This is a genomic window from Mesorhizobium sp. B2-6-1 (assembly GCF_006440475.1).
GTDB lineage: Bacteria > Pseudomonadota > Alphaproteobacteria > Rhizobiales > Rhizobiaceae > Mesorhizobium.
In genome coordinates this window covers 64,042-88,057 of sequence record NZ_VFUH01000005.1, presented here as the reverse complement: position 1 = coordinate 88,057, position 24,016 = coordinate 64,042, and the positions used below count along the sequence as shown (strand labels likewise).

General features: G+C 62.8%; 24 protein-coding genes. 12 read left to right on the top strand and 12 right to left on the bottom strand.

Annotated elements, in window-relative coordinates; translation table 11 throughout:
* Positions 1-38 precede the first annotated feature (38 nt).
* Both gyrA and FJ443_RS12875 read right to left on the bottom strand, forming a co-directional pair.
* Positions 39-2,837, bottom strand: coding sequence for a DNA gyrase subunit A (gyrA, locus tag FJ443_RS12880; protein WP_140498829.1), 2,799 nt, complete (start codon positions 2,835-2,837; stop codon positions 39-41).
* 183 nt (positions 2,838-3,020) lie between these two features.
* Positions 3,021-3,851, bottom strand: coding sequence for an AraC family transcriptional regulator (locus FJ443_RS12875; RefSeq protein ID WP_140664507.1), 831 nt, complete (start codon positions 3,849-3,851; stop codon positions 3,021-3,023).
* An 87-nt stretch (positions 3,852-3,938) separates the two neighbouring features.
* Between FJ443_RS12875 and FJ443_RS12870 the strand changes: the two genes are divergently transcribed.
* Together FJ443_RS12870 and FJ443_RS12865 are read left to right on the top strand one after the other, a co-directional pair.
* A complete protein-coding gene (locus FJ443_RS12870) occupies positions 3,939-4,475 on the top strand; it encodes a hypothetical protein (RefSeq protein ID WP_140515310.1) in 537 nt (178 codons plus the stop codon).
* Between the two features lie 175 nt (positions 4,476-4,650).
* Positions 4,651-5,280 carry a MarC family protein gene (locus FJ443_RS12865; RefSeq protein ID WP_140498833.1) on the top strand — a complete coding sequence of 210 codons (630 nt, stop codon included), beginning with the start codon at positions 4,651-4,653 and terminating at the stop codon, positions 5,278-5,280.
* A 5-nt stretch (positions 5,281-5,285) separates the two neighbouring features.
* Here the strand turns inward: FJ443_RS12865 and FJ443_RS12860 are convergent, their stop codons facing one another.
* Genes FJ443_RS12860 through FJ443_RS12850 form a run of 3 tightly spaced genes read right to left on the bottom strand, consistent with a single transcriptional unit; the run spans position 5,286 to position 6,700 of the window.
* On the bottom strand, positions 5,286-5,711 hold the full coding sequence (locus FJ443_RS12860; RefSeq protein WP_140664330.1) for an OsmC family protein: 426 nt from the start codon (positions 5,709-5,711) through the stop codon (positions 5,286-5,288).
* A 22-nt stretch (positions 5,712-5,733) separates the two neighbouring features.
* A complete protein-coding gene (locus tag FJ443_RS12855) occupies positions 5,734-6,147 on the bottom strand; it encodes a DUF2306 domain-containing protein (protein ID WP_140664327.1) in 414 nt (137 codons plus the stop codon).
* Between the two features lie 40 nt (positions 6,148-6,187).
* Positions 6,188-6,700, bottom strand: a complete 513-nt coding sequence (locus FJ443_RS12850; RefSeq protein WP_140498840.1) for a single-stranded DNA-binding protein — start codon at positions 6,698-6,700, stop codon at positions 6,188-6,190.
* A 236-nt stretch (positions 6,701-6,936) separates the two neighbouring features.
* Between FJ443_RS12850 and FJ443_RS12845 the strand changes: the two genes are divergently transcribed.
* The 9 genes from FJ443_RS12845 (at position 6,937) to FJ443_RS12805 (ending at position 15,410) form a co-directional block, all read left to right on the top strand.
* A complete protein-coding gene (locus FJ443_RS12845; protein ID WP_140664325.1) occupies positions 6,937-7,251 on the top strand; it encodes a metalloregulator ArsR/SmtB family transcription factor in 315 nt (104 codons plus the stop codon).
* A complete protein-coding gene (locus tag FJ443_RS12840) occupies positions 7,248-7,751 on the top strand; it encodes an SRPBCC domain-containing protein (RefSeq protein ID WP_140664323.1) in 504 nt (167 codons plus the stop codon). Before FJ443_RS12845 ends, FJ443_RS12840 begins: the two co-directional genes overlap by 4 nt.
* 31 nt (positions 7,752-7,782) lie before the next feature.
* Positions 7,783-8,388 carry an ATP-dependent Clp protease proteolytic subunit gene (locus tag FJ443_RS12835; RefSeq protein ID WP_140498846.1) on the top strand — a complete coding sequence of 202 codons (606 nt, stop codon included), beginning with the start codon at positions 7,783-7,785 and terminating at the stop codon, positions 8,386-8,388.
* Between the two features lie 96 nt (positions 8,389-8,484).
* Positions 8,485-8,766: a hypothetical protein gene (locus FJ443_RS12830; protein WP_140560963.1), complete on the top strand. Its 282-nt coding sequence runs from the start codon at positions 8,485-8,487 to the stop codon at positions 8,764-8,766.
* A gap of 708 nt (positions 8,767-9,474) precedes the next feature.
* A complete protein-coding gene (gene uvrA, locus FJ443_RS12825; RefSeq protein WP_140664320.1) occupies positions 9,475-12,396 on the top strand; it encodes an excinuclease ABC subunit UvrA in 2,922 nt (973 codons plus the stop codon).
* A 28-nt stretch (positions 12,397-12,424) separates the two neighbouring features.
* Positions 12,425-12,895 carry a GNAT family N-acetyltransferase gene (locus FJ443_RS12820; protein WP_140498852.1) on the top strand — a complete coding sequence of 157 codons (471 nt, stop codon included), beginning with the start codon at positions 12,425-12,427 and terminating at the stop codon, positions 12,893-12,895.
* Between the two features lie 42 nt (positions 12,896-12,937).
* Positions 12,938-13,750 carry a DUF72 domain-containing protein gene (locus tag FJ443_RS12815; protein ID WP_140515303.1) on the top strand — a complete coding sequence of 271 codons (813 nt, stop codon included), beginning with the start codon at positions 12,938-12,940 and terminating at the stop codon, positions 13,748-13,750.
* Positions 13,751-13,888: 138 nt separating this feature from the next.
* The gene (locus tag FJ443_RS31655) at positions 13,889-14,146 is read left to right on the top strand and encodes a hypothetical protein (protein WP_140564488.1); all 258 of its coding nucleotides are present in this window, start codon (positions 13,889-13,891) and stop codon (positions 14,144-14,146) included.
* 112 nt (positions 14,147-14,258) lie between these two features.
* A complete protein-coding gene (locus tag FJ443_RS12805; RefSeq protein ID WP_140664316.1) occupies positions 14,259-15,410 on the top strand; it encodes a GGDEF domain-containing protein in 1,152 nt (383 codons plus the stop codon).
* Positions 15,411-15,461: 51 nt separating this feature from the next.
* On the opposite strand, the gene FJ443_RS12800 is transcribed toward FJ443_RS12805, so the two are convergent.
* From FJ443_RS12800 to urtA, 6 genes are all read right to left on the bottom strand, one after another.
* A complete protein-coding gene (locus FJ443_RS12800; RefSeq protein ID WP_140498860.1) occupies positions 15,462-15,638 on the bottom strand; it encodes a hypothetical protein in 177 nt (58 codons plus the stop codon).
* Between the two features lie 230 nt (positions 15,639-15,868).
* Positions 15,869-16,564, bottom strand: a complete 696-nt coding sequence (gene urtE, locus FJ443_RS12795; RefSeq protein WP_140557767.1) for an urea ABC transporter ATP-binding subunit UrtE — start codon at positions 16,562-16,564, stop codon at positions 15,869-15,871.
* 69 nt (positions 16,565-16,633) lie between these two features.
* The gene (gene urtD / locus FJ443_RS12790) at positions 16,634-17,380 is read right to left on the bottom strand and encodes an urea ABC transporter ATP-binding protein UrtD (protein ID WP_140664313.1); all 747 of its coding nucleotides are present in this window, start codon (positions 17,378-17,380) and stop codon (positions 16,634-16,636) included.
* Positions 17,381-17,386: 6 nt separating this feature from the next.
* Positions 17,387-18,616, bottom strand: a complete 1,230-nt coding sequence (gene urtC / locus FJ443_RS12785) for an urea ABC transporter permease subunit UrtC (RefSeq protein ID WP_140664310.1) — start codon at positions 18,614-18,616, stop codon at positions 17,387-17,389.
* Positions 18,613-20,229 carry an urea ABC transporter permease subunit UrtB gene (gene urtB / locus FJ443_RS12780; protein WP_140664308.1) on the bottom strand — a complete coding sequence of 539 codons (1,617 nt, stop codon included), beginning with the start codon at positions 20,227-20,229 and terminating at the stop codon, positions 18,613-18,615. Before urtB ends, urtC begins: the two co-directional genes overlap by 4 nt.
* Before the next feature lie 106 nt (positions 20,230-20,335).
* A complete protein-coding gene (gene urtA, locus FJ443_RS12775; protein ID WP_140498870.1) occupies positions 20,336-21,646 on the bottom strand; it encodes an urea ABC transporter substrate-binding protein in 1,311 nt (436 codons plus the stop codon).
* A gap of 313 nt (positions 21,647-21,959) precedes the next feature.
* On the opposite strand from urtA, the gene FJ443_RS12770 reads away from it, so the two are divergent.
* Positions 21,960-22,358 carry a hypothetical protein gene (locus tag FJ443_RS12770; protein WP_140498872.1) on the top strand — a complete coding sequence of 133 codons (399 nt, stop codon included), beginning with the start codon at positions 21,960-21,962 and terminating at the stop codon, positions 22,356-22,358.
* A 66-nt stretch (positions 22,359-22,424) separates the two neighbouring features.
* Here the strand turns inward: FJ443_RS12770 and FJ443_RS12765 are convergent, their stop codons facing one another.
* Positions 22,425-23,996, bottom strand: coding sequence for a GMC family oxidoreductase (locus FJ443_RS12765; RefSeq protein WP_140498874.1), 1,572 nt, complete (start codon positions 23,994-23,996; stop codon positions 22,425-22,427).
* Between the last annotated feature and the right edge of the window lie 20 nt (positions 23,997-24,016).

Below are 24,016 nucleotides of genomic sequence, written 5' to 3'. Positions count from 1 at the left end.
CCGATTGGCCGGCGTTGCCATGTCTGTCCAAGCCAGACTTATTGCGCATCATCCGGGCCGGCATCGGCCGCCGGATCGATCTCGGCACCAACCTCGACGATTTCTTCCTCGTCCGATTGCGGCTCGGAAATCCGCTCGACCGAAACCACCTTCTCGCCTTCCGCCGTGTTGAAAATGGTCACGCCCTTGGTGGCGCGGCTGGCGAAGCGGATGCCATTGACCGGCACCCGGATAACGGTACCGCCGTCGGACACCAGCATGATCTGGTCGTCATTGCCGACCGGGAAGGTTGCCACCAGCCTGCCGATCTCGGCCGTCTTCGACACGTCGGTGGCCCGAATGCCCTTGCCGCCGCGTCCGGTCAGACGGAAATCATAGGACGATGAGCGCTTGCCGTAGCCGTATTCCGTCACCGTCAGCACGAACTGCTCATGCGCCTTGAGGAACTCATAGCGCTCGTCCGACAGCTCCGCCTCCTCGCCGACCTCTTCGTTGGTCAACGCGATCTCTTCCTCCTCGCCTGCCGGGATGCCGGCGGCCAGGCGCCGTTCGGCCACCACGCGCTTCAGATAGGCGGCGCGTTCGGCCGGCGGCGCATCGACATGCTCGATGACGGCCATCGAAATGACGCGGTCCGTTTCGGCCATGGCGATGCCGCGCACACCGACCGAGTTGCGGCTCTGGAAGACGCGCACGTCGCCGACGGAAAAGCGGATGCATTGGCCGGAGCTGGCGGTCAGAAGCACGTCGTCATTGTCGGTGCAGGTCTCGACGCCGAGGATCTCGTCGCCCTCCTCCTCCAGCTTCATGGCGATCTTGCCGTTACGGTTGACCTGGACGAAGTCGGAGAGCTTGTTGCGGCGCACCGTGCCGCGTGTGGTGGCGAACATCACGTCGAGCTCGCCCCAGCTCGTCTCATCTTCCGGCAACGGCATGATTGTGGTGATGCGCTCGCCCTGCTCCAGCGGCAGCATGTTGATCAGCGCCTTGCCGCGCGACTGCGGATTGCCGATCGGCAGGCGCCAGACCTTCTCCTTGTAGACGATGCCGCGCGAAGAGAAGAACAGCACCGGCGTGTGCGTGTTGGCCACGAACAGGCGGGTGACGAAATCCTCTTCCTTGGTCGACATGCCCGAGCGGCCCTTGCCGCCGCGGCGTTGCGCCCGGTAGAGCGACAATGGCACGCGCTTGATGTAGCCGGAATGGCTCACCGTCACGACCATGTCCTCGCGCTGGATCAGGTCCTCGTCTTCCATGTCCGCGCCGCCTTCGCTCAGTTCGGTGCGGCGCGGCGTGCCGAATTCGTCGCGCACGGCCGCGAGCTCGTCCTTGACGATCTGCTGGACGCGGGCGCGGGACGACAGGATATCGAGATAATCGACGATCTCGGCGCCAATCGTGTTCAACTCGTCGGCGATTTCGTCGCGGCCGAGTGCCGTCAGGCGCTGCAGGCGCAACTCCAGGATCGCGCGCGCCTGTTCCTCGGACAGATTGTAGGTGCCGTCCTCGTTGATGCGGTGGCGCGGGTCGTCGATCAGGAGGATCAGCGATTCGACGTCGCCGGACGGCCAGCGCCGCTCCATCAACTGCTCGCGCGCGGTCTGCGGGTCCGGCGCGGTGCGGATCAGTTTTATCACTTCATCGATGTTGGCGACTGCGATTGCGAGGCCGACCAGCACGTGGGCCCGGTCGCGCGCCTTGCGCAGCAGGAACTTCGTGCGTCGGGTGACCACCTCCTCGCGGAAGGACACGAATGCTCTCAGCATGTCGGTCAGCGTCAGCAGTTCGGGCTTGCCGCCATTGAGCGCCACCATGTTGGCGCCGAAAGAGGTTTGCAGCGGCGTGAAGCGATAGAGCTGGTTGAGGATGACGTCGGCCACGGCGTCGCGCTTCAGCTCGACGACGACTCTATAGCCCTGGCGGTCGCTCTCGTCGCGAATGTCGGAAATGCCCTCGATGCGCTTGTCGCGCACCAGTTCGGCCATCTTCTCGATCATCGACGACTTGTTCACCTGGTAGGGAACTTCGGTGATGATGATCGATTCGCGGTCATTGCCGCGGGCCTCGATGTTGACCTTACCGCGCATGACGATGGAGCCGCGGCCGGTCGAATAGGCGCTGTAGATGCCGGAGCGGCCGAGCACGATGCCGCCGGTCGGGAAATCCGGCCCCGGAATGATTTCCATCAGCGCCGGCAGGTCGATGGCCGGATTGTCGATGATCGCGATCGCGGCGTTGCAGACTTCGCCCAGATTGTGCGGCGGGATGTTGGTGGCCATGCCGACGGCGATGCCGCCCGAGCCATTGACCAGCAGATTGGGAAAGCGCGCCGGCAGGACCTTCGGCTCGCTGCCGGAAGCATCGTAAGTGTCCTGGAAATCGACCGTATCCTTGTCGATATCCTCCAGCAGTTCATGCGCGACCTTGGTCAGCCGCGACTCGGTGTAGCGCATGGCCGCCGGCGGATCGCCGTCGATCGAGCCGAAATTGCCTTGCCCGTCGATGAGCGGCACGCGCAGCGACCAGTCCTGCGCCATGCGCACCAGGGCGTCATAGATAGAGGCGTCGCCATGCGGATGGTATTTACCCATCACGTCGGCGACCGGGCGCGCCGACTTCACATATTTGCGGTTCCAGTGATAGCCGCTCTCATGCGCGGCGAAGAGAATGCGGCGATGCACCGGCTTCAGGCCGTCGCGCACGTCGGGCAGCGCGCGGCTGACGATCACGCTCATGGCGTAATCGAGATAGGATCGCTGCATCTCCTCGATGATCGAAATCGGCTCGATGCCGGTGGGGCCGCCGTCGGCGCCGCGCGGTGTTTTTTGGTCGGTCAAATCGGATCACAATCTAAACAGGAATCACTTGCCGTATATATAGGAAGCCGGGCCGAAACTCCAATGTCGACGGCACTTTTCCAGTGTCGATTTTGGCGGTGATTTCAAAAGGATACCGGTGATTGCGACGATATGGCCGATGTGCTTTTCGGAGCCGTCGACGCAAAGGCCCGCCATCTCGTGTTAGCGGCGGCCCGCGCGGCGGGCGCGATAGCTGCCGGGCGTCTCGCCCATTTCGCGCCGGAAGCGGCGATTGAAAGTTGACAGGTCGTTGAAGCCCGCCTCGAAGGCGATCGTCGAGATCGCCTTGTCCGAAGCGTGGAGCCGCACTGCTGCCCGGTGCAGCCTGGTCCTCAGCAGAAACCGGTAGGGGGTCATTCCGGCAATCTGCCGGAATGTGCGCAGGAAATGATACGGACTGGTCGCCGTCTCCCGGGCCAGCACGGCCAGCGAAAGCGGCTGATCGGCATCGATCTCGATACGCCGAACCGCCTCCGCGACCCGTTTTTGGTCGCGGCCGCTGGGTGTCCGCGCCATCTTGGTGCGCCCTGAGCTTGCGGCGACTGCTGCGCTGGCAATGCGCAAGCCGAGTTCCTCGAAAGCAGCGGTTTCGCCCACATCGCGCGCGGCCTCCGCTTCGGCCAGCAGCGGCATCAGCGCCGGCAGGGGCGGCAAGCGCGGCGTCTTGAAGGCCAGCATTCTGGCGCCCGGTACGTCCTCCACGATCCGTTCCATATAGGCCGGAGCAAAATGGAAGGAGAGGCAGCGGTCACCGGCGCCGTGCTCGTGGCCGCATTCGTAGCATGTGCCGGGATTACCGAGCAGCACCGCGCCTGGCGCGAGCATCGCGGTACCCTGGCTGGCGCGATAGCGGAAGGTGCCGCTGGTCACCGCGGCGACGCAGAATGTCCGGTGCTCCTCCTCGAACGGCCGGTCGCCGGCGCCGGCCGTGCACACCACGTCCGACACCTGCCAGCTTGGCCCCGAGGCAATGATCCTGTGGCTCGTCGTCATAGCCTGAAAGATAGCAATTTTTCCCAAGCGCAGAACCCTGCCCCGGCCTATCGCTTGCGGCCTCCTGACAGCATGAAGGCACCAGCCATGACCAACCAGCCCACTTTTACCGAAGCCCTGCACAGCGACGGGCCAGCCCCCGGCTTTGCCGAGAATTTGGATCTCTACGGCCGCTTCGTCGGCGCCTGGACTTTCGATGCCAGCCGTCATCTCGAGGACGGCACCGTGCTGACCGGACGCGGCGAGGTGCATTTCGGCTGGGTGCTGGAAGGCCGCGCGATTCAGGACGTCTGGATCCTGCCCGCGCGCGATGCCGGCCCCTCGCCTTCTCTCGGCAAATGGACCTTTTATGGCACGACCTTGCGCGTCTACGATCCCGGCGCAAACGCCTGGCATATCTTTTGGAGCGATCCCCGAAACCAATACTACAGCCGCCAACTCGGCCGCGCCGAGGGCGAAACGATTGTCCAAGTGGGCGCCGACGGCACCGGTTCCTCCGTACGTTGGAGCTTTTCACGGATCACGGAAAATTCCTTCCGCTGGCTCGGCGAGCGCTCGCACGACAATGGCGCGACATGGCGGCTCGAAGTGGAATTCCTGGCGCGGCGCTCTGACCGTACCTGATCAAGCAAGCCCGCGACGCAAATTCAAGCATTCCCTAGCTCTCCTTCGCGTCTCCCTCGGCCCAGCCCGGCTTTCGCAGGGTTCGCGAACCGTCTCCCCTCGGCCGGTTTCCTCCGCCCCTGCTTTGCTCTACCAATGTCGGGATGCGGGCTCGGCCCGGCGGGAGGGGTGAGAGATGCCGAGTTTCGACAGCCTGTTCAACGCCTTCGTCACCATTCTGGTGACCATCGACCCGCCGGGGCTGGCGCCGCTCTTTCTGGCGATAACGCGCGGCATGAACCGCGAGGAGCGCCAGCAGGTCTCGGTCCGCGCTTCGGTCATCGGCTTCCTTGTGATGGCGCTGTTCGCGGTTGCCGGCGCGTCGATCCTGTCGGTGTTCGGCATCACGCTGCCGGCCTTCCGGGTCGCCGGCGGCTTTTTGCTCTTCTTCATCGCTTTCGAAATGGTGTTCGAGCGCCGGCAGGACCGCAAGGAGAAGATCGGCGACGTCGCCATCACCAAGGACATGATCCACAACATCGCCGCCTTCCCGCTGGCGATCCCGCTGATCGCCGGCCCCGGCGCGATTTCGGCGACTGTGCTGCTCTCCGGCTCGTTTCAGGGCTTTGGCGCCCAGGCGGCACTGGTCGGCATCATCTTCGTCTGCCTCGCCATCACCTATCTCGTGTTCGTGCTGTCGGAGCGCATAGACCGCATCCTCGGCCAGACCGGCCGTTCGATCCTGACCCGCCTGCTCGGCGTTATCCTGGCGGCACTTGCCGTCCAGTTCGTGGCTGACGGCATCAAGGCGCTGATGGCCTCATAGGCCGCTTATTTTGCCGTCGTGTCGATAATTTCGAAATCGTGGGTAATGGCGGCGGTCTTGGACATCATGGCCGAAGCCGAACAGTATTTTTCGATCGAGAGATCGATCGCCCGCTTCACCTTGTCGGGCGACAGCGCCCTGCCCTTGACGATGAAATGCATATGAATGCGGGTGAACACCTTGGGATCGGTCTCGGCTCGGTCGGAATCGAGCTCGACCACACAGTCCTCGATCGCCTCGCGCCCCTTTTCGAGGATATGGACGACATCATAGGCCGAGCAGCCGCCGGTGCCGATCAGCACCAGTTCCATCGGGCTCGGCCCCGGCGTTCTCACTTCAGGGCCGAACGCGGTCCCCAGTACGACCTTATGGCCTGTGCCGGACTCGCCGACGAAGGTGCGTTCCTCGACCCATTTGATGCGTGCTTTCAACTGATATTCCTTCCACTCGGGATCACGGTCTGGCTTGCGCGACGCCGAAGACGACATCGTGCATGACCCTGCCCGGCAACAGCGTGAAGACGCCGGCGCCGACCAACGCAAAGACATACAGCGCAATCATCGCCTTGCGGTGCTTGGCGACGCGGTGATTGCGTGCATGCCAGACCGCCAGCGGCACCGTGACCAGCACCAGGATCGACAAGAGATGGATCGGGCTGAAAGGGCCAATGAGCCGTATCTGCTGGATCCAGAAACTCGAGATGGCGACGGCCAGCATCAGCGCCGCCCAGAGATAGCCCATCGCGCGGTGGCGCAGCGTGCCTTTCGGCAGCGCCAGCTGCACGCCGCCTATCGCCAGCGCGGCAAAGGCCGCGAACGCATGCCATGGGATCGGAGAACGTGCCGATAGGAGCGGTCCGAGCGACATCGTGCCCTCTCCTAAAATGCCCGTCACGCCGCGTCGATGCTCAGAACGGAATTTCGTCGTCCAGCTCGCGCGACGAACCGCCGCCGCCCTTGGGAGCACCGCCGCCACGATTGAAGCCTTCGTTCGGGCCGGACTGGCCGAAATCGGAACCACGGCTGCCGCCGCCGGAATAACCGCCGACCTGGCCGCCTTCGCCCTGGCCGCGCGCGTCGAGCATCTGCAGCTCGCCGCGGAATCTCTGCAGCACGACTTCCGTCGTGTATTTGTCGGCACCGGTCTGGTCTTGCCATTTGCGTGTCTGCAACTGGCCCTCGACATAAACCTTCATGCCCTTCTTCAGATACTGCTCGGCGACCTTGGCGATGCCCTCATTGAAGATGACGACATTATGCCACTCGGTCTTTTCCTTGCGCTCGCCGGAATTCTTGTCGCGCCAGCTTTCCGATGTTGCGATGCGGATGTTGACGACCGGCTCGCCAGAATTCAGGCGGCGGATCTCCGGGTCCGCTCCGAGATTGCCGACCAGAATGACCTTGTTGACGCTACCCGCCATGATACTTCTCCGCGCTCGTCCGAAACAAATTTTTGTCGCAGCACCTTACAGGTTGCGCACACCCGTTGCCTGCTGTGGCTGCCTTTTCCCACAAGGTTTTTGTTCTCTTTTCGTTCCTATACGCATCGCCGCTCATTGTCAAGGAATGGCAGCAATGCCGGAGCCGCCAGCTTCCCTTCATATGGGCCGTAAAACATCGCTTGCCAAATCGATAAGTATCGACTTATGCTTTCGCCATGATCGAAGCGGAAATTTTCCGGGCGCTGGCCGACCCCACCCGACGCGCCGTCTATGAACGCCTCGCCACCAGCGAGATGACGGTGTCGCAGCTGCGCACCGGCATGACGGTATCGCAGCCAGCTGTGTCGCAGCACCTGGCGGTGCTGCGCAGCGCAGGCCTGGTGGTCGAGCGGCGGGCGGGCCGCAACGCCTATTACCGCGCCGATCCGCAAGGGCTCGACCCGCTGCTCGGCTGGATCGAACGCTACCGGACGTTCTGGCCCGAGCGCATCGAAAGACTGAAGGCGGTTCTCAAGGACATGGACCAATGACGCACGCACCAGTGACCGACGAAAGCCATGCGCGGACCGCCCCCGACGCGATCGAGTTCGAGTGCGATCTTCCCGAGCCGCCGGAAAAGGTATGGCGGGCGCTGACCGTGCCCGAATTGCTTGCGGCCTGGATGATGCCCAACGACATCAATCCTGAGATCGGCAGCAATTTCGCCTTTGCCGGGCCGGATGCGCCGATCGAATGCGAGATCCTCGATGCCGAGCCCGGAAAAAGGCTTCGCTATTCCTGGCGGGAACAGCCGCGGCCCGACGAGGAACGGAACCCGCTCGACAGCATCGTCACCTTCACGCTCGCCCGCACCGTTTCGGGCGGCACGCATCTGCATATTATCCATGAAGGCTTTGCCCGTGCGGCGACATCCGCCGCCAGGCCCATGGTGACCATGGCAGGTGTCGGCTGCCGGCTTTCATTCGCTGCGAGCGCCTCCGGCCGTACGGCCGCCGCCAATTCATTTTGCCTTCTGCAGCGCGCCGCTTGAGTGGCCGACACATGAAAAACGGAGAGAGACGATGACCGGTTTTGCCAATCTGGTGCCGATGGTGATCGAGCAGTCGAGCCGCGGCGAGCGCGCCTTCGACATTTTCTCGCGGCTGCTGCGCGAGCGCATCGTCTTTATCAACGGCGAGATCAACGACGGCATGTCGGCGCTGGTCTGCGCCCAGCTTCTGTCGCTGGAATCGGATAATCCCGACAAGGAGATCTCGCTTTACATCAACTCGCCTGGCGGCGTGGTGACCAGCGGCTTCGCCATCTACGACACGATGCAATATGTCAGCTGTCCGGTGTCGACGGTGTGCATGGGCTTTGCCGCCTCGATGGCTTCGTTCCTGCTGATGGCTGGCACGCCGGGACGGCGCATCGCGCTGCCCAACGCCAGCCTCGTCCTGCACCAGCCGCTTGGCGGCTTCCAGGGTCAGGCATCGGACATCCAGCGTCACGCCGAAGGCATTCTGCGCACCAAGCGGCAGATGACCGAACTCTATGCGCGCCATTGCGGCCGCACCTATGAAGAGGTCGAGCGCACGCTCGACCGGGACTATTTCATGACCGCCGAGGAAGCGAAGGCATGGGGTCTCGTCGATCATGTCTACGATACCCGCAAAAAGGCGGCGTGACCGGCACAAGCACGATGAATTGCGACGGCCCCGCCGTCCGGCGATTTGATGACCGCCGGTCTGGCCACCTCGGCGGGGCGGCGCTATAACCGGCCGATGATCGACAGCCGCTTATTCCAACCTTGGCGTCTTGCCGTCACTATTTTCGCCGGTGCGCTCATGCTGGCCGGCGGCGCCTTTGCCAACGACAGCCAGAAAGGCAGCCTGCCCGGTGTGGCCGGCGATTATCGCATCGCCAAGCCGGCCCCGCAGCCCGAACCCGATGACGCCTTCCCCGCCAACGGCAACGGCCGGTTCAAGATCGGCGATACCGATGTCAGGATTTCCGGCAGCATCACGGTCGATGTCGGCGCCGGCGGGATCAAACCGCCGCGGTAGCTGACATGTCGGGGCCGTCAGTACCTGCGCGTTCCCCCAAAAGAGCAGCCCCGCCGTGCTTTTAGCAAACGGACGGGGCTTTTCTGGATCTATAATCCAATCTTTCGCCGGGAATGTTTTACCGGCTTTCGATTTCGGATGCTTCGCGGCGTTCAGCCGACGATCCGACCAGTAGTCTCTGATTTTGGTGCATCCGGCAGGGTCACGTCGGAAGGCGCTCGCGTCTCCCTGGCATTCATGCCTGCCGCGGCTCCAGTCACTGCTGGAGCCTCAAGGGACTGTCCGGTGGCGTCATGCTCCACTCCTGTGTCCATTGCGACAATCGTCGTCAGAAGCACTGATCGCAATAGCCCGCGGCGTCTCGCAGACCGCCTTTGGGCGGCGAGGCCATCGAAAGACAGCCGGCTTCATTGACGTGTGGAGTCTGCTCCCCTCAGCCAGGGACGTCAACCGCTCGATGTCCGATCGGAAAAAATGTGATCGAGCGAGATATCCCCTGATGGGAACCACGCCGCCTGCTCCACCGCTTTTGTCAGGAGCGTGTTCGGTCTTTGTTCTTTCCGCTTGCCCGTTCGTGCGAAAGACGGTTAAACGACTTGGTCGAGAATTGTGGCGTCTCTCGACGCGGCGGCAAAAATACCTACATAGGGGACGGCCGGGGAAAACCCGCCGATCCCACAAATTCCAGATCTGAGGCGGCGACCGGCAATGGCCGACCATAAATATCTTTCCATTCGCGGGGCGCGCGAACACAATCTGAAGAATGTCGATCTCGACCTGCCGCGTGACAGCCTGATCGTCATGACGGGCCTGTCGGGCTCCGGCAAATCGTCGCTTGCCTTCGACACCATCTATGCCGAAGGCCAGCGCCGCTATGTCGAGAGCCTGTCGGCCTATGCGCGGCAATTCCTCGAAATGATGCAGAAGCCGGATGTCGACCAGATCGACGGCCTTTCGCCGGCCATCTCCATCGAGCAGAAGACCACTTCGAAGAACCCGCGCTCGACGGTCGGCACCGTCACCGAGATATACGACTACATGCGGCTTCTGTTCGCGCGTGTCGGCGTACCCTATTCGCCCGCCACCGGACTGCCGATCGAGAGCCAGACGGTGTCGCAGATGGTCGATCGCGTGCTGGCGGTCGAGGAAGGCACGCGCCTGTTCATCCTGGCGCCGATCGTGCGCGGCCGCAAAGGCGAGTACCGCAAGGAATTGCTCGAGCTGCAGAAAAAGGGATTTCAGCGCGTCAAGGTCGACGGCGTCTTCTATGAGATCGCTGATGTGCCGCCACTCGACAAGAAATACAAGCACGACATCGACGTGGTCGTGGATCGCATCGTCGTGCGTGGCGACCTCGCAACGCGCCTTGCCGATTCCATGGAGACCGCGCTGAAGCTCGCGGAGGGGCTGGCGGTGGCGGAGTTCGCCGATAAGCCGCTCGATGCCAGTCAGACGGGCAAGGATTCGGTCAACAAGTCGAAGAACGAGACGCATGAGCGCATCCTGTTCTCGGAAAAATTCGCCTGTCCGGTCTCCGGCTTCACCATTCCCGAGATCGAGCCCAGGCTGTTCTCGTTCAACAACCCGTTCGGCGCCTGCCCGACCTGCGACGGGCTGGGCAGCCAGCGCTCCATCGATCCCAATCTGGTCGTCCCCGACGAGAACGTCTCGCTGCGCGACGGCGCCGTCAGCCCATGGGCGAAATCGACTTCACCCTACTACGTGCAGACGCTGGAGGCTCTCGGCAAGGCTTACGGCTTCAAGCTCGGCGACAAGTTCAAGGATTTGACCGGGGAAGCCCAGGAAGCCATCCTGCGCGGCACAGGCGAGCGCGAGATCACCTTCCAGTATGATGACGGCCTGCGCTCCTACAAAACGACCAAGACCTTCGAGGGCGTCATCCCCAACCTCGAGCGGCGCTGGAAAGAGACCGAATCCGCCTGGATGCGCGAGGAAATCGAGCGCTTCATGTCGGCCACCCCCTGCCCGGCCTGTCGTGGCTACAGGCTGAAGCCGGAAGCGCTGGCGGTGAAGATCGCCGGCAAGCACATCGGCGAAGTGACCGAACAGTCGATCCGCAAGGCCGACCAGTGGTTCACCGACCTGCCGGCGCAGCTCAACGACAAGCAGAACGAGATCGCCGTGCGCGTGCTCAAGGAAATCCGCGAGCGGCTGCGCTTCCTCAACGACGTCGGCCTCGACTATCTCACCCTGTCGCGCAATTCCGGCACGCTGTCGGGCGGCGAGAGCCAGCGCATCCGGCTGGCATCGCAGATCGGCTCCGGCCTCACCGGCGTGCTCTACGTGCTGGACGAACCGTCGATCGGCCTGCACCAGCGCGACAATGCGCGCCTGCTCGACACGCTGAAGCACCTGCGCGACATCGGCAACACGGTCATCGTGGTCGAGCATGACGAGGACGCCATCCTGCATGCCGACTACGTCGTCGACATCGGCCCGGCCGCCGGCATCCATGGCGGCGAAATCATTGCCCAGGGCACGCCTCAGCAGGTGATGGCCAACCCGAATTCGATCACCGGCAAATACCTTTCGGGCGAGCTCGAAGTGGCGACACCAGCGGTTCGCCGCGAGGCGAAGAAGAACCGCCGCCTGAAAGTCGTCGGCGCGCGGGGCAACAATCTGAAGAACGTCACCGCCGAAATTCCGCTCGGCACCTTCACCGCCGTCACCGGCGTATCGGGCGGCGGCAAATCGACCTTCCTGATCGAAACGCTTTTCAAGGCGGCCTCGCGCCGCATCATGGGCTCGCGCGAGCATCCGGCCGAGCACGACCGCATCGAGGGCTTGGAGTTCCTCGACAAGGTCATCGACATCGATCAGTCGCCGATCGGACGGACCCCGCGCTCCAACCCCGCCACCTATACCGGCGCCTTCACGCCGATCCGCGATTGGTTCGCGGGCCTGCCCGAGGCCAAGGCGCGCGGCTACCAGCCGGGCCGCTTCTCCTTCAACGTCAAGGGCGGCCGCTGCGAGGCCTGCCAGGGCGACGGCGTTATCAAGATCGAGATGCACTTCCTGCCCGACGTCTACGTCACCTGCGACGTCTGCCACGGCAAGCGCTATAACAGAGAGACGCTCGACGTGCTGTTCAAGGGCAAGTCGATCGCCGACGTGCTCGACATGACGGTCGAGGAAGGCGTCGATTTTTTCGCCGCCGTGCCCGGCGTGCGCGACAAGCTCGACACGCTGAAGCAGGTCGGCCTCGGCTACATCCATATCGGCCAGCAGGCGACGACGCTGTCGGGCGGCGAGGCGCAGCGGATAAAACTCGCCAAGGAGCTGTCGCGCAAGGCGACCGGCAAGACGCTCTATATCCTGGACGAGCCGACCACTGGCCTGCACTTTCACGATGTCGCCAAGCTGCTGGAAGTGCTGCACGAACTGGTCGACCAGGGCAACACGGTGGTGGTGATCGAGCACAATCTCGAAGTGATCAAGACCGCCGACTGGGTGCTCGATCTCGGCCCCGAGGGTGGCGATGGCGGCGGCGAGCTGGTCGCCTCCGGCACGCCGGAAGCGATCGTGCGCGAAAAACGCAGCTACACCGGCCAATTCCTCAAGGAATTGCTGGAGCGACGCCCCGGAGGCAAGCGCGAAGCAGCGGAGTGATGGCGGGCTGGCGTTGGGAATCTCCGGAATGAAGATCAGGAAAGCCCTCGCCCCGGATGTCACCGCCGTCATGACTCTGACCACGGATGCCTACGCGCCCTACACCGCGCTGTTGGGCGCGCCGCCGATCCCGGTCACGGAAGACTATGCGCCGCGCATCGAACGCGGCGAGGCCTGGCTGCTGGAGAGCGGCGGCGACCTGGCCGGGCTGATCGTCCTGGAGCGGCACGAAGACCACGCGATGATCTTCTCCGTCGCGGTGGCGCCAGGATTTCAGGGCAAGGGCTTCGGCATCGCATTGTTGAAACATGCGGATCAGCAGGCGCGCCTGTGGGGCGTGCCGGAGGTGCGGCTCTACACCAATGCGAAAATGGAGCGCAACATCGCGCTCTATTTGGCCTACGGCTATCGCGAAACGGGTCGCCGGCCCAATCCCTACCGGCCAGGATGGGTGCTCGTCGACATGGCCAAGCCGGTCGACGAGGTCACGGCGGCCTGATTTTTCTGAACGCGGCCAGATTTCTGAAACGGGAGGACGACAATGAGCAAATCGGGAACAATCCGCGCCGGCATGGGCGGCTGGACCTTCGAGCCGTGGGACACGTCCTTCTACCCGGAAAAACTCCCCAAGGCCAAGCAGTTGCAATACGCCAGCCGGCAGGTACCGAGCATCGAGGTCAACGGCACCTACTATTCCAGCTTCAAGGAACCGACCTTCGTCAAATGGGCCAATGAGGCCCCCGACGGTTTCGTCTACTCGCTGAAGGGCAACCGCTTCGTCACCAACCGCCGCGTGCTGGGCGAAGCCGGTGAATCGATGATGCGTTTCCTTGGCTCCGGCGTCGCCGCGCTCGGCGATAAGCTTGGGCCGATCCTTTGGCAGTTCGCGCCGACAAAGAAATTCGATCCCGACGATTTCGAGGCTTTTCTGAAGTTGTTGCCGGAAAGCCAAGACGGTGTCGCGTTGCGCCACGCGCTTGAAGTTCGCAACGACAGTTTCATCGTGCCGGAATTCCCGGCGCTCGCGCGCAAATACAAGGCGGCCATCGTCTATGCCGATCACGCAAAATATCCTGATATCGCCGATATCACCGGCGATTTCATCTATGCGCGGCTGCAGACCGGCTCGGATGACAATCCCGACTGCTACACGCCAAAAGGCCTCGATGAATGGGCGGCGCGGGCCAAGGTCTGGGCGGAAGGCAAGCAGCCGGCCGATTTGCGGCGCGCCGACCCTGCTACCGACGCGCCGGTGCAACCGCGCGACGTGTTCGTCTACTTCATCACCGAGGGCAAGGTGCGCGCGCCCTTCGGCGCCATGGCGCTGATGAAGCGAGTGACAGAAACCAGCTAAGCGGCAAGCCTCTGCGGCTATTTCCATTTGCATGAATTGCCGGCGTCAACAGCCTCTGTCGGAACCTCAAGGCGTCATCGTCGTTTTGCCTTGGTGGCGGGTTCCCGCGCGGGAAAACCAGCAGAAAAGCGAGGAAGGATGGCTGTCATCCTTATCGGTGCGTTTCTCATCGTCGCCGGCGTTGTGTATATGGCGGGCGCAGCTCTCAGGCGTGGACGGCTCAGCGATCCGGCACCTGCAGCTTCGGATCGACGGATGCCCAATCTCGCAACGCAGGCCCCGACGCTTGAGCCACGCCGGCGCGGCCTCGGTTTCCTAGGCGTGTCACAGAATTGGCCGGGTCTGCTGATGATGGCGGTCGGTGCGGTTCTGCTCCTGTCGGCGGTAGTCCTCTAACGCCGTGCAAGCTTGGCTTTTTCGCCGCGATCGTAACCTTATCGACACTTCCTTGCGTCATGACTCCAGCAACGTCAGGCTGCAGGGTCGTCGCGGGCAAGGAACGAGAGGCATGTCGCTCGACTACAACTCACTTCTGCTGGCGGTCGGTTTCTCCGCTGCCTGCCTGAGCCTGACGCTGTTCGGCACATGGCTCACCGCCCGCACCGACAAGTTCCTGCTCACCTGGGCGCTCAGCGCCTTGCTGGTGGTGGGCGAGGTCTTCACCTATGACGCCTATATCGACGCGCCCAGGCGCGGCCTCGGCATCGCCACCTTCACCTTGCTGCTGGTCGGCTTCTCCATGATGCTGGGCGCCGCCTACCAATTCAGAAGCGGCGGCTCGCCGGTCTCCAGGATTTTAATCGGCAGCGGCATTTCGCTGGCGGTGGCGCTGCCGCCCATGGCTCTCGGCTATGACGGGCTCGGCTTCATGTTCGAGAACCTGTTCGCGGCCCTGCTCCTGTTCGCAACCGCCGCCGAATACTGGAAGGGCCGCGCCGAGGCCCCAGCGCTTACCATCGGCGCCGCCGCACTCTATTCAGCGACCGCCATGTCCTTCCTGCTCTGCGCGACGGTTTTGGCATGGGACGGCAAGCTGATCATGAGCCATGCGCCAAGGAACTGGGCCGAGGATCTCAGCCTCATCGTCGTCATCGCCAGCATGACCGGCATCGGCGCCTTGTCGCTGGCCCTCAACCAGGGGCGTCTGGCGGGGCATCACCGCCGCAACGCGCTGACGGATCAGCTGACCGGCCTGCTCAACCGCCGCGCGCTGTTCGACCTCTTTGGCGATTCTCCCGTCGGCGCCTTTACCGCCGTGGTCGTGTTCGACCTCGATAGCTTCAAGGCCATCAATGACGAGTTCGGCCACGCGACGGGCGATGAGGTACTGAAAGTGTTCGCCAAGGAGCTTGCCGGCAACCTTCGCCCGACCGATGTCGCCGCGCGCATGGGCGGCGAGGAGTTCGCGGTGGTGCTAAAGCGGACTTTGCCCGAAACAGTGGAAAACACGGCCGAGACGATACGGACCTCGTTCGCCGCGCGCCGCATCGACACCGAGAACGGTCCCCTGACGTGCACCGTCAGCGCCGGCTTTGCTTTCGGCACCAAAGAGGGCCTGAGCTTCGACAAGGTGCTTAGCGCCGCCGACAAGGCGCTCTATGCCGCCAAGCGCGGCGGCCGCAACCGCGTCACCGCCTCTCCATTCCGGCGCGCTAGCTGACCAAGCGCATCAATGCCGTGCCCATCATTGTTGAATGGCCGAATGCGGCTTTTACGCCGCCATGACAATTTCATTGAAGGCATCGAGGTCGACATAGAAGACCTTGGTGATCTCCTCGATCAGCTCGTCGTGGTCATAGCCCTGGGACTTCAGAATGTTGATGGCTGTGATGATGTCGACGCGCTCTGTGAGCCGCCGCTTCTGGTAGTCCTCGACGTAACGTTCCATGGCTGCCCCTTGGCCTGTATGCCCAAACGCGTTGAACGACAGAGATCGCAGGGAGGATGCTAGGAACGCATGCTTGCGCGGAACTTGCCCGTCGCCCACCTCGATCTGCGACAAACCAGACTGATACGGAAGCGGCCGACTCACAAAGCCATCAGAAGACTAGCATGTAGTATTGAGCGTGCCAGCGGGTGTTGAAGAAAGATTGAGCAATCTTTCATCAGGAGATGGATTTACACCGTCAGGAACTTCCTGACATCCGCCCGGTCGAGATCTTCCGCAGGACCAGTATGGACGATCTGGCCGCGGTCCATGATGTTGACCTCGTCGGCGAGTTCGCGGCAGAAGTCGAGATATTGCTCCACGAGAAGAACCGCAATGCCGGCCTGGTCGCGCAAATAGCGGATGGCGCGGCCGATGTCCTTGATAACGGACGGCTGGATACCTTCCGTCGGCTCATCGAGCACCAGAAGCTTGGGCCGCATCACCAGCGCCCTGCCGATGGCGAGCTGCTGCTGCTGGCCGCCGGAGAGATCGCCGCCGCGGCGGCCAAGCATCTGCTTGAGCACCGGAAACAATTCGAAAACATGCGCCGGCACGTTGCGGTCGGCCCGTTTCAGGGGCGAGAATCCCGATTCAAGGTTTTCCCGCACGCTGAGCAGCGGAAAGATCTCCCTGCCCTGCGGCACGAATGCGATGCCCGACCGGGCGCGGTCATACGCCGCGCTCCGGTCGAGCGCCTTCCCCTCGAAGGCAACGCTTCCGCTCGTCAGCCTGTGGTGGCCGACGATCGATCTCATCAAACTGGTCTTGCCGACGCCATTGCGGCCGAGCACGCAAGTGATCTTGCCGGCGCCCGCCTTCAGCGACACGCCGCGCAGCGCCTGGGCGGCGCCGTAGTGGAGCGTGGCATCGGAAACTTCGAGCATGTCAGCGCCTTCTCCAGAACCGAAGGAAGGCAAGATCGAAGCGATGGAATTGCACCCGCCAAACCATGCTCATCTCCCCAGATAGACTTCGACGACGCGTTCATCGGCGGATACGAAATCGAGTGTGCCTTCGGAAAGCACCGAGCCCTCATGCAGGCAGGTGACCTTGACGCCGAGCTCGCGCACGAAATGCATGTCGTGCTCGACGACGATCACTGAATGGTCGCGGGCGATCTCCTTGAGCAGGCGCGCGGTTTCCTCGGTTTCGGCGTCGGTCATGCCGGCGACCGGCTCGTCGACCAGCAGCAGCTTCGGGTCCTGCGCCAGGAGCATGCCGATCTCCAGCCACTGCTTCTGCCCATGGCTGAGATTGGCGGCGAGCTCGTCGCGTTTGTCGCCGAGCCGGATGGTCCCGAGGATGTCATCGATCCGCCGCGTCTCGGCGGGCGAGCGTCGATGGAACAGCGCCGGAAAGATCGAGCGCGGCCCCTTCAGCGCCAGCATCAAATTTTCCTCGATCGTATGGCTTTCGAAAACCGTCGGCTTCTGGAATTTGCGGCCGATGCCCATCATGGCGATCTCGGCCTCGTCATGGCAGGTGAGATCGACCTGGCCGTCGAAGAACACCTCGCCCTCGTCGGGCCGTGTCTTGCCGGTGACGATGTCCATCATCGTGGTCTTGCCGGCGCCGTTGGGGCCGATGATGGCGCGCATCTCGCCCTTGTCGAGCACCAGCGACAGATTGTTGATGGCGCGAAAGCCGTCGAAGGAAACCGAAACGCCGTCGAGATAGAGAATGGTGTTCGACTTCGGCATCGCTCGTTACTCCGCCGGCTGTGGTTCGAGGCTGGACGAGGACCATTCGCCGGGTGTTCTGGCCGCCGACTGCACGACTTTGGATGGCGCGATTTCACCATCGGCGCCGGCCTCCTCGGCCAACGATGCCGCACGCAGCGCCTTGGCGTTGCCGCGCCGGCTATCCCACATGCCGATGATGCCTTTCGGCAAGAGCAGCGTCACGGCGACGAACACGCCGCCGAGTGCGAACAGCCACAGTTCAGGCAGCACGCCGGTGAACCAGGATTTTCCGGTGTTGACCAGCAGCGCACCGATGATCGGCCCGATGATGGTGCCGCGCCCGCCGACCGCGGCCCAGATCACCACCTCGATCGAATTGGAGGGTTCGAATTCGCCCGGATTGATGATGCCGACCTGCGGCACGTAAAGCGCGCCCGCGACGCCGGCCATGACAGCTGAAACCGTGAAGGCGAACAACTTCACATTCTCAGCCCGCCAGCCGAGGAAGCGGGTGCGGCTTTCGGCATCGCGCACCGCCATCAGCAGCTTGCCGTATTTGGAGCCGACGATCGCCCAGGTGACGAAGACGCCGAGCGCAAGCATCACCGCGCTGGCCGCGAACAGCGCCGAGCGGGTCACGTCGGCCTGGATGTTGAAGCCCAGAATGTCCTTGAAATCGGTCAGGCCGTTGTTGCCGCCGAAGCCCATGTCGTTGCGGAAGAAGGCGAGCAGCAGTGCATAGGTCATCGCCTGTGTGATGATGGAGAGATAGACGCCTGTGACGCGGCTGCGGAAGGCGAACCAGCCGAAGACGAAGGCAAGCAGGCCGGGTACCGCAAGCACCATGAGGCCGGCGAACCAGAAATGGTCGAAGCCGGTCCAGAACCAGGGCAGTTCCTTGTAGTTCAGGAACACCATGAAATCAGGCAGGACCGGGTTGCCATAGACGCCGCGCGAGCCGATCTGGCGCATCAGATACATGCCCATCGCGTAGCCGCCGAGCGCGAAGAAGGCGCCGTGGCCGAGCGAGAGTATGCCGCAATAGCCCCAGACAAGATCAAGCGCGAGTGCCAGCAGCGCGTAGCAGAGATATTTGCCGGTCAGCGCCACGATATAGGGTGGAACGTAGAATGCGCTCGTAGGCGAAACAACCAGGTTGAGCAGCGGCACGATGATGGCCGCCGCCAGCAGAATGAGGATGGTGATGGCGATGCGGCGGTCCGCGCCCGCGGCGAAGAAGCGTCCCGACATCATGCTTCCACCGCCCTGCCCTTGAGCGCGAACAGGCCGCGCGGGCGCTTCTGGATGAACAGGATGATCAGCACCAGCACGACGATCTTGCCGAGCACGGCGCCGGCATAGGGTTCCAGGAACTTGTTGACGATGCCCAGCGAAAAGGCGCCGACCAGCGTGCCCCACAGATTGCCGACGCCGCCGAAGACGACGACCATGAAACTGTCGATGATGTAGCCACGGCCGAGATTGGGCGAGACATTGTCGATCTGGCTGAGCGCCACGCCGGCAATGCCGGCAATGCCGGAGCCGAGCGCGAAGGTCAGCGCGTCGACCCATGGCGTCCTGATGCCCATGGAGGCGGCCATGCGGCGGTTGGCGGTGACGGCGCGCATCTGTAGGCCCCAGGGGGTGCGCTTCATCACATAGAGCAGCACGGCAAAGACGCTAAGCGCGAAGACCAGGATCCAGAGCCGGTTCCAGGTGATGGCAAGCTGGCCGACATCGAACGAACCCGACATCCAGGAGGGATTGCCGACCTCCTGGTTGGTTGGCCCGAAGATCGAGCGCACTGCCTGCTGCAGGATCAGCGAAACGCCCCATGTCGCCAGCAGCGTCTCCAGCGGCCGCCCGTAGAGGAAGCGGATAACGCCGCGCTCGATGGCAAGGCCGACAAGCCCCGCGACCAGGAAGGCGAGCGGCAGCGCGATCACCAGCGACCAGTCGAACAGGCCGGGAAAGGATGTACGGATCACCTGCTGGACGACGAAGGTCGTGTAGGCGCCGAGCATCACCATCTCGCCATGCGCCATGTTGATGACGCCCATGACGCCGAAGGTGATGGCAAGCCCGATCGCCGCCAGCAGCAGCACCGAGCCCAGCGAAATGCCGTACCAGATGTTCTGTCCGGCGTCCCACAGGGCCAGCGTCGAATTGATGTTGGCGATTGCCGCTGTCGCCGCTTCCTTCACTGCGCCCGACGCATTGGCCTCTGCCGAGGTGAGCAGCGATACCGCATCGCGGTCGCCGCGCGCGCCGATCAGGGCGATTGCCGCGAGCTTGTCGGCATCCGGCCGATCCGAGCTCAGGATCGACGCGGCACGAGCCTGTTCCAGCAAGGTCTTGACACTGGCGACCGTCTCATTGGCGATCGCAGCGTCGAGCGGCTCGATGTTTGCGGAATCGGGCGTCTTGAACATGGTGTCGGCGGCGGCGAGCCGCACGGCCGGATCCCTGGCGCCAAGCGTCAGCGTGCCCAGCGCATCGCGGATGGTGCGGCGCAGCGTGTTGTTGACCTTGATCTTGGTGATGTCGTCCTTGGCTGCTTCACCGGATGGCTCACCGCTCAGCGGGTCGAAAAGCTGGACCCGTTCGCCGCCTTCCTTGCCGACGAAGACCAGGGAATCGATCTTGCGGATGTAAAGATTGCCATCGGCGAGTGCCGCAAGAGGCCGCTCCACTGCCGGATCGCCGGTCGCCGCCAGGTCGTGAACGACAGCTCCCGTCTCCGAAAAACCCTTGGCGGCGGCGAACTTGGCGATGATGCCACGCAGATCGGCTTCGCCGGCGCTCGATGACGACAGCGTCGCCAGCAAGAACAGCAGTGTCAGGCCAAGTGCGCGGAAAAGGTTCATCGGCGTCAGGCGACTCTTCAGGGTTGAGTTGGACGTCCGGACGGCGAAGGAACCGTCCGGACGCTCGCGGTCATGGGCATGGACCTGAAGGTCCAGCCCGGGAGAATCAGTTTGTGCCCTTGCCGCCGCATTTGCCGGTGGCGACATTGAAGTTGCCGCAGGACAGAGGCGCCCGCCAATCGGAGATCAGGTCCTTGGAATCGGGCAGGTAATCCGACCACTCATCGCCCATCACCAGACCCGGCGTGCGCGAGACCGTCTCGAACTGGCCGTCTGCCTGGATTTCACCGATCAACACCGGCTTGGTGATGTGATGGTTCGGCATCATCGTCGAATAGCCGCCGGTCAGGTTCGGCACCGAGACGCCGACCATGGCGTCAATCACCTTGTCCGGATCGGTGGTGCCGGCCTTCTCGACCGCCTTCACCCACATGTTGAAGCCGATATAGTGGGCCTCCATCGGGTCGTTGGTGGTGCGCTTGTCGTTCTTGATGAACTTGTGCCAGTCGGCGATGAACTTCTTGTTCTCGGGCGTGTCGACGCTCTCGAAGTAGTTCCAGGCGGCGAGATGGCCGACCAGCGGCGCCGTGTCGAGACCGGCAAGCTCCTCCTCGCCGACCGAGAAGGCCATGACCGGGATGTCCTCGGCCTTGATGCCCTGGTTGCCCAGTTCCTTGTAGAACGGCACGTTGGCGTCGCCGTTGACGGTGGAGACGACGGCGGTCTTCTTGCCGGCCGAACCGAACTTCTTGATTGCCGAGACTTCGGTCTGCCAGTCCGAGAAACCGAACGGCGTGTAGTTGACCATGATGTCTTCCGCCGCGACGCCCTTGGCCTTCAGATAGGCCTCGAGGATCTTGTTGGTGGTGCGGGGATAGACATAGTCGGTGCCTTCCAGCACCCATCGCTTCACCGAGCCGCCATCCTCGCTCATCAGATAGTCGACGGCCGGAATGGCCTGCTGGTTCGGCGCCGCGCCCGTATAGAACACGTTGCGCTCGCTCTCCTCGCCCTCATACTGGACGGGATAGAACAGGATGTTGTCGAGTTCCGAGAACACCGGCAGCACCGATTTGCGCGACACCGAGGTCCAGCAGCCGAACACCGCCGCGACCTTGTCTTTGGAGATCAGCTCGCGCGCTTTCTCGGCGAAGAGCGGCCAGTTGGACGCCGGATCGACGACGACCGCTTCGAGCTTCTTGCCGAGCAGGCCGCCCTTGGCATTCTGCTCGTCGATGAGCATCAGCATGGCATCCTTCAGCGTCGTCTCCGAAATCGCCATCGTGCCGGACAGCGAATGGAGGATGCCGACCTTGATCGTGTCGTCGGCCGCCTTCGCGGGCGCCGACATCGACAGGCCGGCAGCGACCACGCCCGCCGAAAACATTTTTGTTATTGTCGAGAAATTACCCCTCATGCCTGACACTCCCAAGCTGATTGATTGCAACGCAACACTACGAAGCAACCCCCATGCCAATCGCCGAGGCGGTTTCGTGGAAGGAGTTAATGCTCAATATTATCAGTGGATTGACATATCGTGCTTAGAGAAAGCGTGAGGGCCGGTTAAAAATTGGTTGAGAGAAATTTGCGCAGCGCACACGGTTTTTGCCTAATTTTCGTCCAATTTCTCCAAATGCCTAGATTTTGATCTCCGGACGCGGGCCGCACGCGACAAATATTGCGGTACGGCACACAAATGGGGCAAGTTCGCCCCTCAACCGAGCGACGTCATGGCATCCGGAATTTCACGCATCTCTACCGGCCTATTGTTTCTGGCGGCGGCGACCGGGGCGGCGCGAGCCGACTTCAGCGACGGCAAGATGCCCGACGGCATTTATCATTGCGAGGTCTACCTGCTCGGCATGTTCCTCAACCTCGGCGACATCACCATCAAGGGAAACGTCTATACCGGCCCAGTCACCTTCGGGACCGCCCAGCAGGGCTACAATTACCAGATGGACGCAAATGGGGTGATCTCCTGGCTGGGACCGCTCGGCGGCTACACCGCCGGCGGCAACTCGTTGTCCCTCACTCAGGCAACTCTGGATGGTCAGGGCCCGCCCTCGTTCGACATCATCATGAGACAGCCCGACGGCGCCTTCACCGCCTCGACCTGCACCAAGGGCTGAAAGTCGAGAAAAATGGCGCGGAACCCCGGTCGGGGCTCCGCGCCAGCAGGCAGTCGGGAGGTGGAACTAGATGCTTCTCGCTGACATTTGGCTGGCGATGTAATCGGCCTGCCGGATCGCCAGCGAGACGATCGTCAGCGTCGGGTTCTCGGCCGCGCCTGTCGTGAACTGGCTGCCGTCGGAAACGAACAGGTTATTGATGTCGTGCGTCTGGCCGTGCTTGTTGACGACGCCTTCGGCCGCCTTCTCGCTCATCCGGTTTGTGCCGAGATTATGGGTGGAAGGATAAGGCGGCGTCGGGAAAGTACGCGTCGCTCCAACCGCATCGTAGAGCGCCGTGGCCTGTTTGTAGGCATGATCGCGCATCGCCGTATCGTTGGGATGATCGTCGAAATGCACATCGGCGATCGGCATGCCGTGCTCGTCCTTTTCGTCGGCATGCAGCGTGATGCGGTTTTCTTCGCGCGGCATGTCCTCGCCGACGATCCACAGCCCTGCCATGTGGTCGTAGTGGTCGAGTGCGGTGGTGAAGGAGCGGCCCCAAGCGCCGGGATCGAGGAAGGCCGCCATAAACGGCAGGCCGAGCGAAAGCGTCTCGAATTCGTAGCCGCCGACGAAACCGCGCGATGGATCATGCCGCGCCTCGTCGCGGATGATGCCGGCCATCGTGGTGCCGCGATACATGTGCACCGGTTTGTCGAAGATGGCATAAACCGAGCCGGTGGTGTGGCGCATGTAGTTCTTGCCCACCTGCCCCGATGAATTGGCGAGGCCGTCAGGGAACTTGCTCGAAGCCGAATTGAGCAGCAGGCGCGGGCTTTCAATCGAATTGCCGGCGACGGCGACGATGCGGGCCTTCTGCTCCTGCAGCTTGCCGTCCTTGTCGGCATAGACGACGCCGGTCACCTTTCCCGAGGCGTCATGGTTGATCTTGACGGCCATGGCGTTCGGCCTCACCTCGAGATGGCCTGTCGCTTCGCCTTTCGGGATCTCGGTGTAGAGCGTCGACCATTTGGCGCCCCATTTGCAGCCCTGGAAGCAGAAGCCGGTCTGCTGGCAGGACATCCGGTCGTCACGCTCGACCGAATTGATCGCCATGTTGCCGGTGTGGCATTCCTTGTAGCCGAGCTTGTCGGCGCCAGCCTTCAACAGCTTGAAATTATTGTTGCCCGGCAGCCTCGGCCAGTCATTGGTGCCGGTGACGCCCATCTTGGCTTCGGCCTTGGCGTAATAAGGCTCCATCTCGGCCAGTGTCACCGGCCAATCGAGCAGGTTCGCGCCCTCCACCTTGCCGTAGGTCGAGGCGGTCTTGAACTCATGCTCCTGGAAGCGCAGCGAAGCGCCGGCCCAGTGCGTGGTCGAGCCGCCGACCGATTTCACGATCCAGGCCGGCAGGTTCGGAAAATCCCTGGCTACGCGCCAGTCGCCCGAAGTGGTGCGCTTGTCTTTCCAGGCGAGTTGGGCAAAGGAGTCCCACTCGTCATTGATGAAGTCGTCGAATTCGTGGCGAGCGCCGGCCTCCAGGATCACGACGTCGATGCCCTTCTGGGCGAGTTCATTGCCGAGTGTGCCGCCGCCGGCTCCCGAGCCGATGATGACGACCAAATTGTCGTTTTTCAGATCAAATGCTGCTGCCATGGTTTCCTCCCATGATTTCG

Coding starts and splice junctions, on each gene's coding strand:
- FJ443_RS12770 (WP_140498872.1), top strand. CDS start 21,960: ATGGCATCCGGAATTTCACGCATCTCTACCGGCCTATTGTTTCTGGCG.
- FJ443_RS12835 (WP_140498846.1), top strand. CDS start 7,783: ATGACCGGTTTTGCCAATCTGGTGCCGATGGTGATCGAGCAGTCGAGC.
- urtD (WP_140664313.1), bottom strand. CDS start 17,380: ATGCCGAAGTCGAACACCATTCTCTATCTCGACGGCGTTTCGGTTTCC.
- FJ443_RS12865 (WP_140498833.1), top strand. CDS start 4,651: ATGCCGAGTTTCGACAGCCTGTTCAACGCCTTCGTCACCATTCTGGTG.
- FJ443_RS12845 (WP_140664325.1), top strand. CDS start 6,937: ATGATCGAAGCGGAAATTTTCCGGGCGCTGGCCGACCCCACCCGACGC.
- urtC (WP_140664310.1), bottom strand. CDS start 18,616: ATGATGTCGGGACGCTTCTTCGCCGCGGGCGCGGACCGCCGCATCGCC.
- FJ443_RS12805 (WP_140664316.1), top strand. CDS start 14,259: ATGTCGCTCGACTACAACTCACTTCTGCTGGCGGTCGGTTTCTCCGCT.
- FJ443_RS31655 (WP_140564488.1), top strand. CDS start 13,889: ATGGCTGTCATCCTTATCGGTGCGTTTCTCATCGTCGCCGGCGTTGTG.
- FJ443_RS12875 (WP_140664507.1), bottom strand. CDS start 3,851: ATGACGACGAGCCACAGGATCATTGCCTCGGGGCCAAGCTGGCAGGTG.
- urtE (WP_140557767.1), bottom strand. CDS start 16,564: ATGCTCGAAGTTTCCGATGCCACGCTCCACTACGGCGCCGCCCAGGCG.
- FJ443_RS12855 (WP_140664327.1), bottom strand. CDS start 6,147: ATGTCGCTCGGACCGCTCCTATCGGCACGTTCTCCGATCCCATGGCAT.
- FJ443_RS12820 (WP_140498852.1), top strand. CDS start 12,425: ATGAAGATCAGGAAAGCCCTCGCCCCGGATGTCACCGCCGTCATGACT.
- FJ443_RS12850 (WP_140498840.1), bottom strand. CDS start 6,700: ATGGCGGGTAGCGTCAACAAGGTCATTCTGGTCGGCAATCTCGGAGCG.
- FJ443_RS12830 (WP_140560963.1), top strand. CDS start 8,485: ATGATCGACAGCCGCTTATTCCAACCTTGGCGTCTTGCCGTCACTATT.
- FJ443_RS12765 (WP_140498874.1), bottom strand. CDS start 23,996: ATGGCAGCAGCATTTGATCTGAAAAACGACAATTTGGTCGTCATCATC.
- FJ443_RS12840 (WP_140664323.1), top strand. CDS start 7,248: ATGACGCACGCACCAGTGACCGACGAAAGCCATGCGCGGACCGCCCCC.
- FJ443_RS12815 (WP_140515303.1), top strand. CDS start 12,938: ATGAGCAAATCGGGAACAATCCGCGCCGGCATGGGCGGCTGGACCTTC.
- uvrA (WP_140664320.1), top strand. CDS start 9,475: ATGGCCGACCATAAATATCTTTCCATTCGCGGGGCGCGCGAACACAAT.
- urtA (WP_140498870.1), bottom strand. CDS start 21,646: ATGAGGGGTAATTTCTCGACAATAACAAAAATGTTTTCGGCGGGCGTG.
- urtB (WP_140664308.1), bottom strand. CDS start 20,229: ATGAACCTTTTCCGCGCACTTGGCCTGACACTGCTGTTCTTGCTGGCG.
- FJ443_RS12870 (WP_140515310.1), top strand. CDS start 3,939: ATGACCAACCAGCCCACTTTTACCGAAGCCCTGCACAGCGACGGGCCA.
- FJ443_RS12800 (WP_140498860.1), bottom strand. CDS start 15,638: ATGGAACGTTACGTCGAGGACTACCAGAAGCGGCGGCTCACAGAGCGC.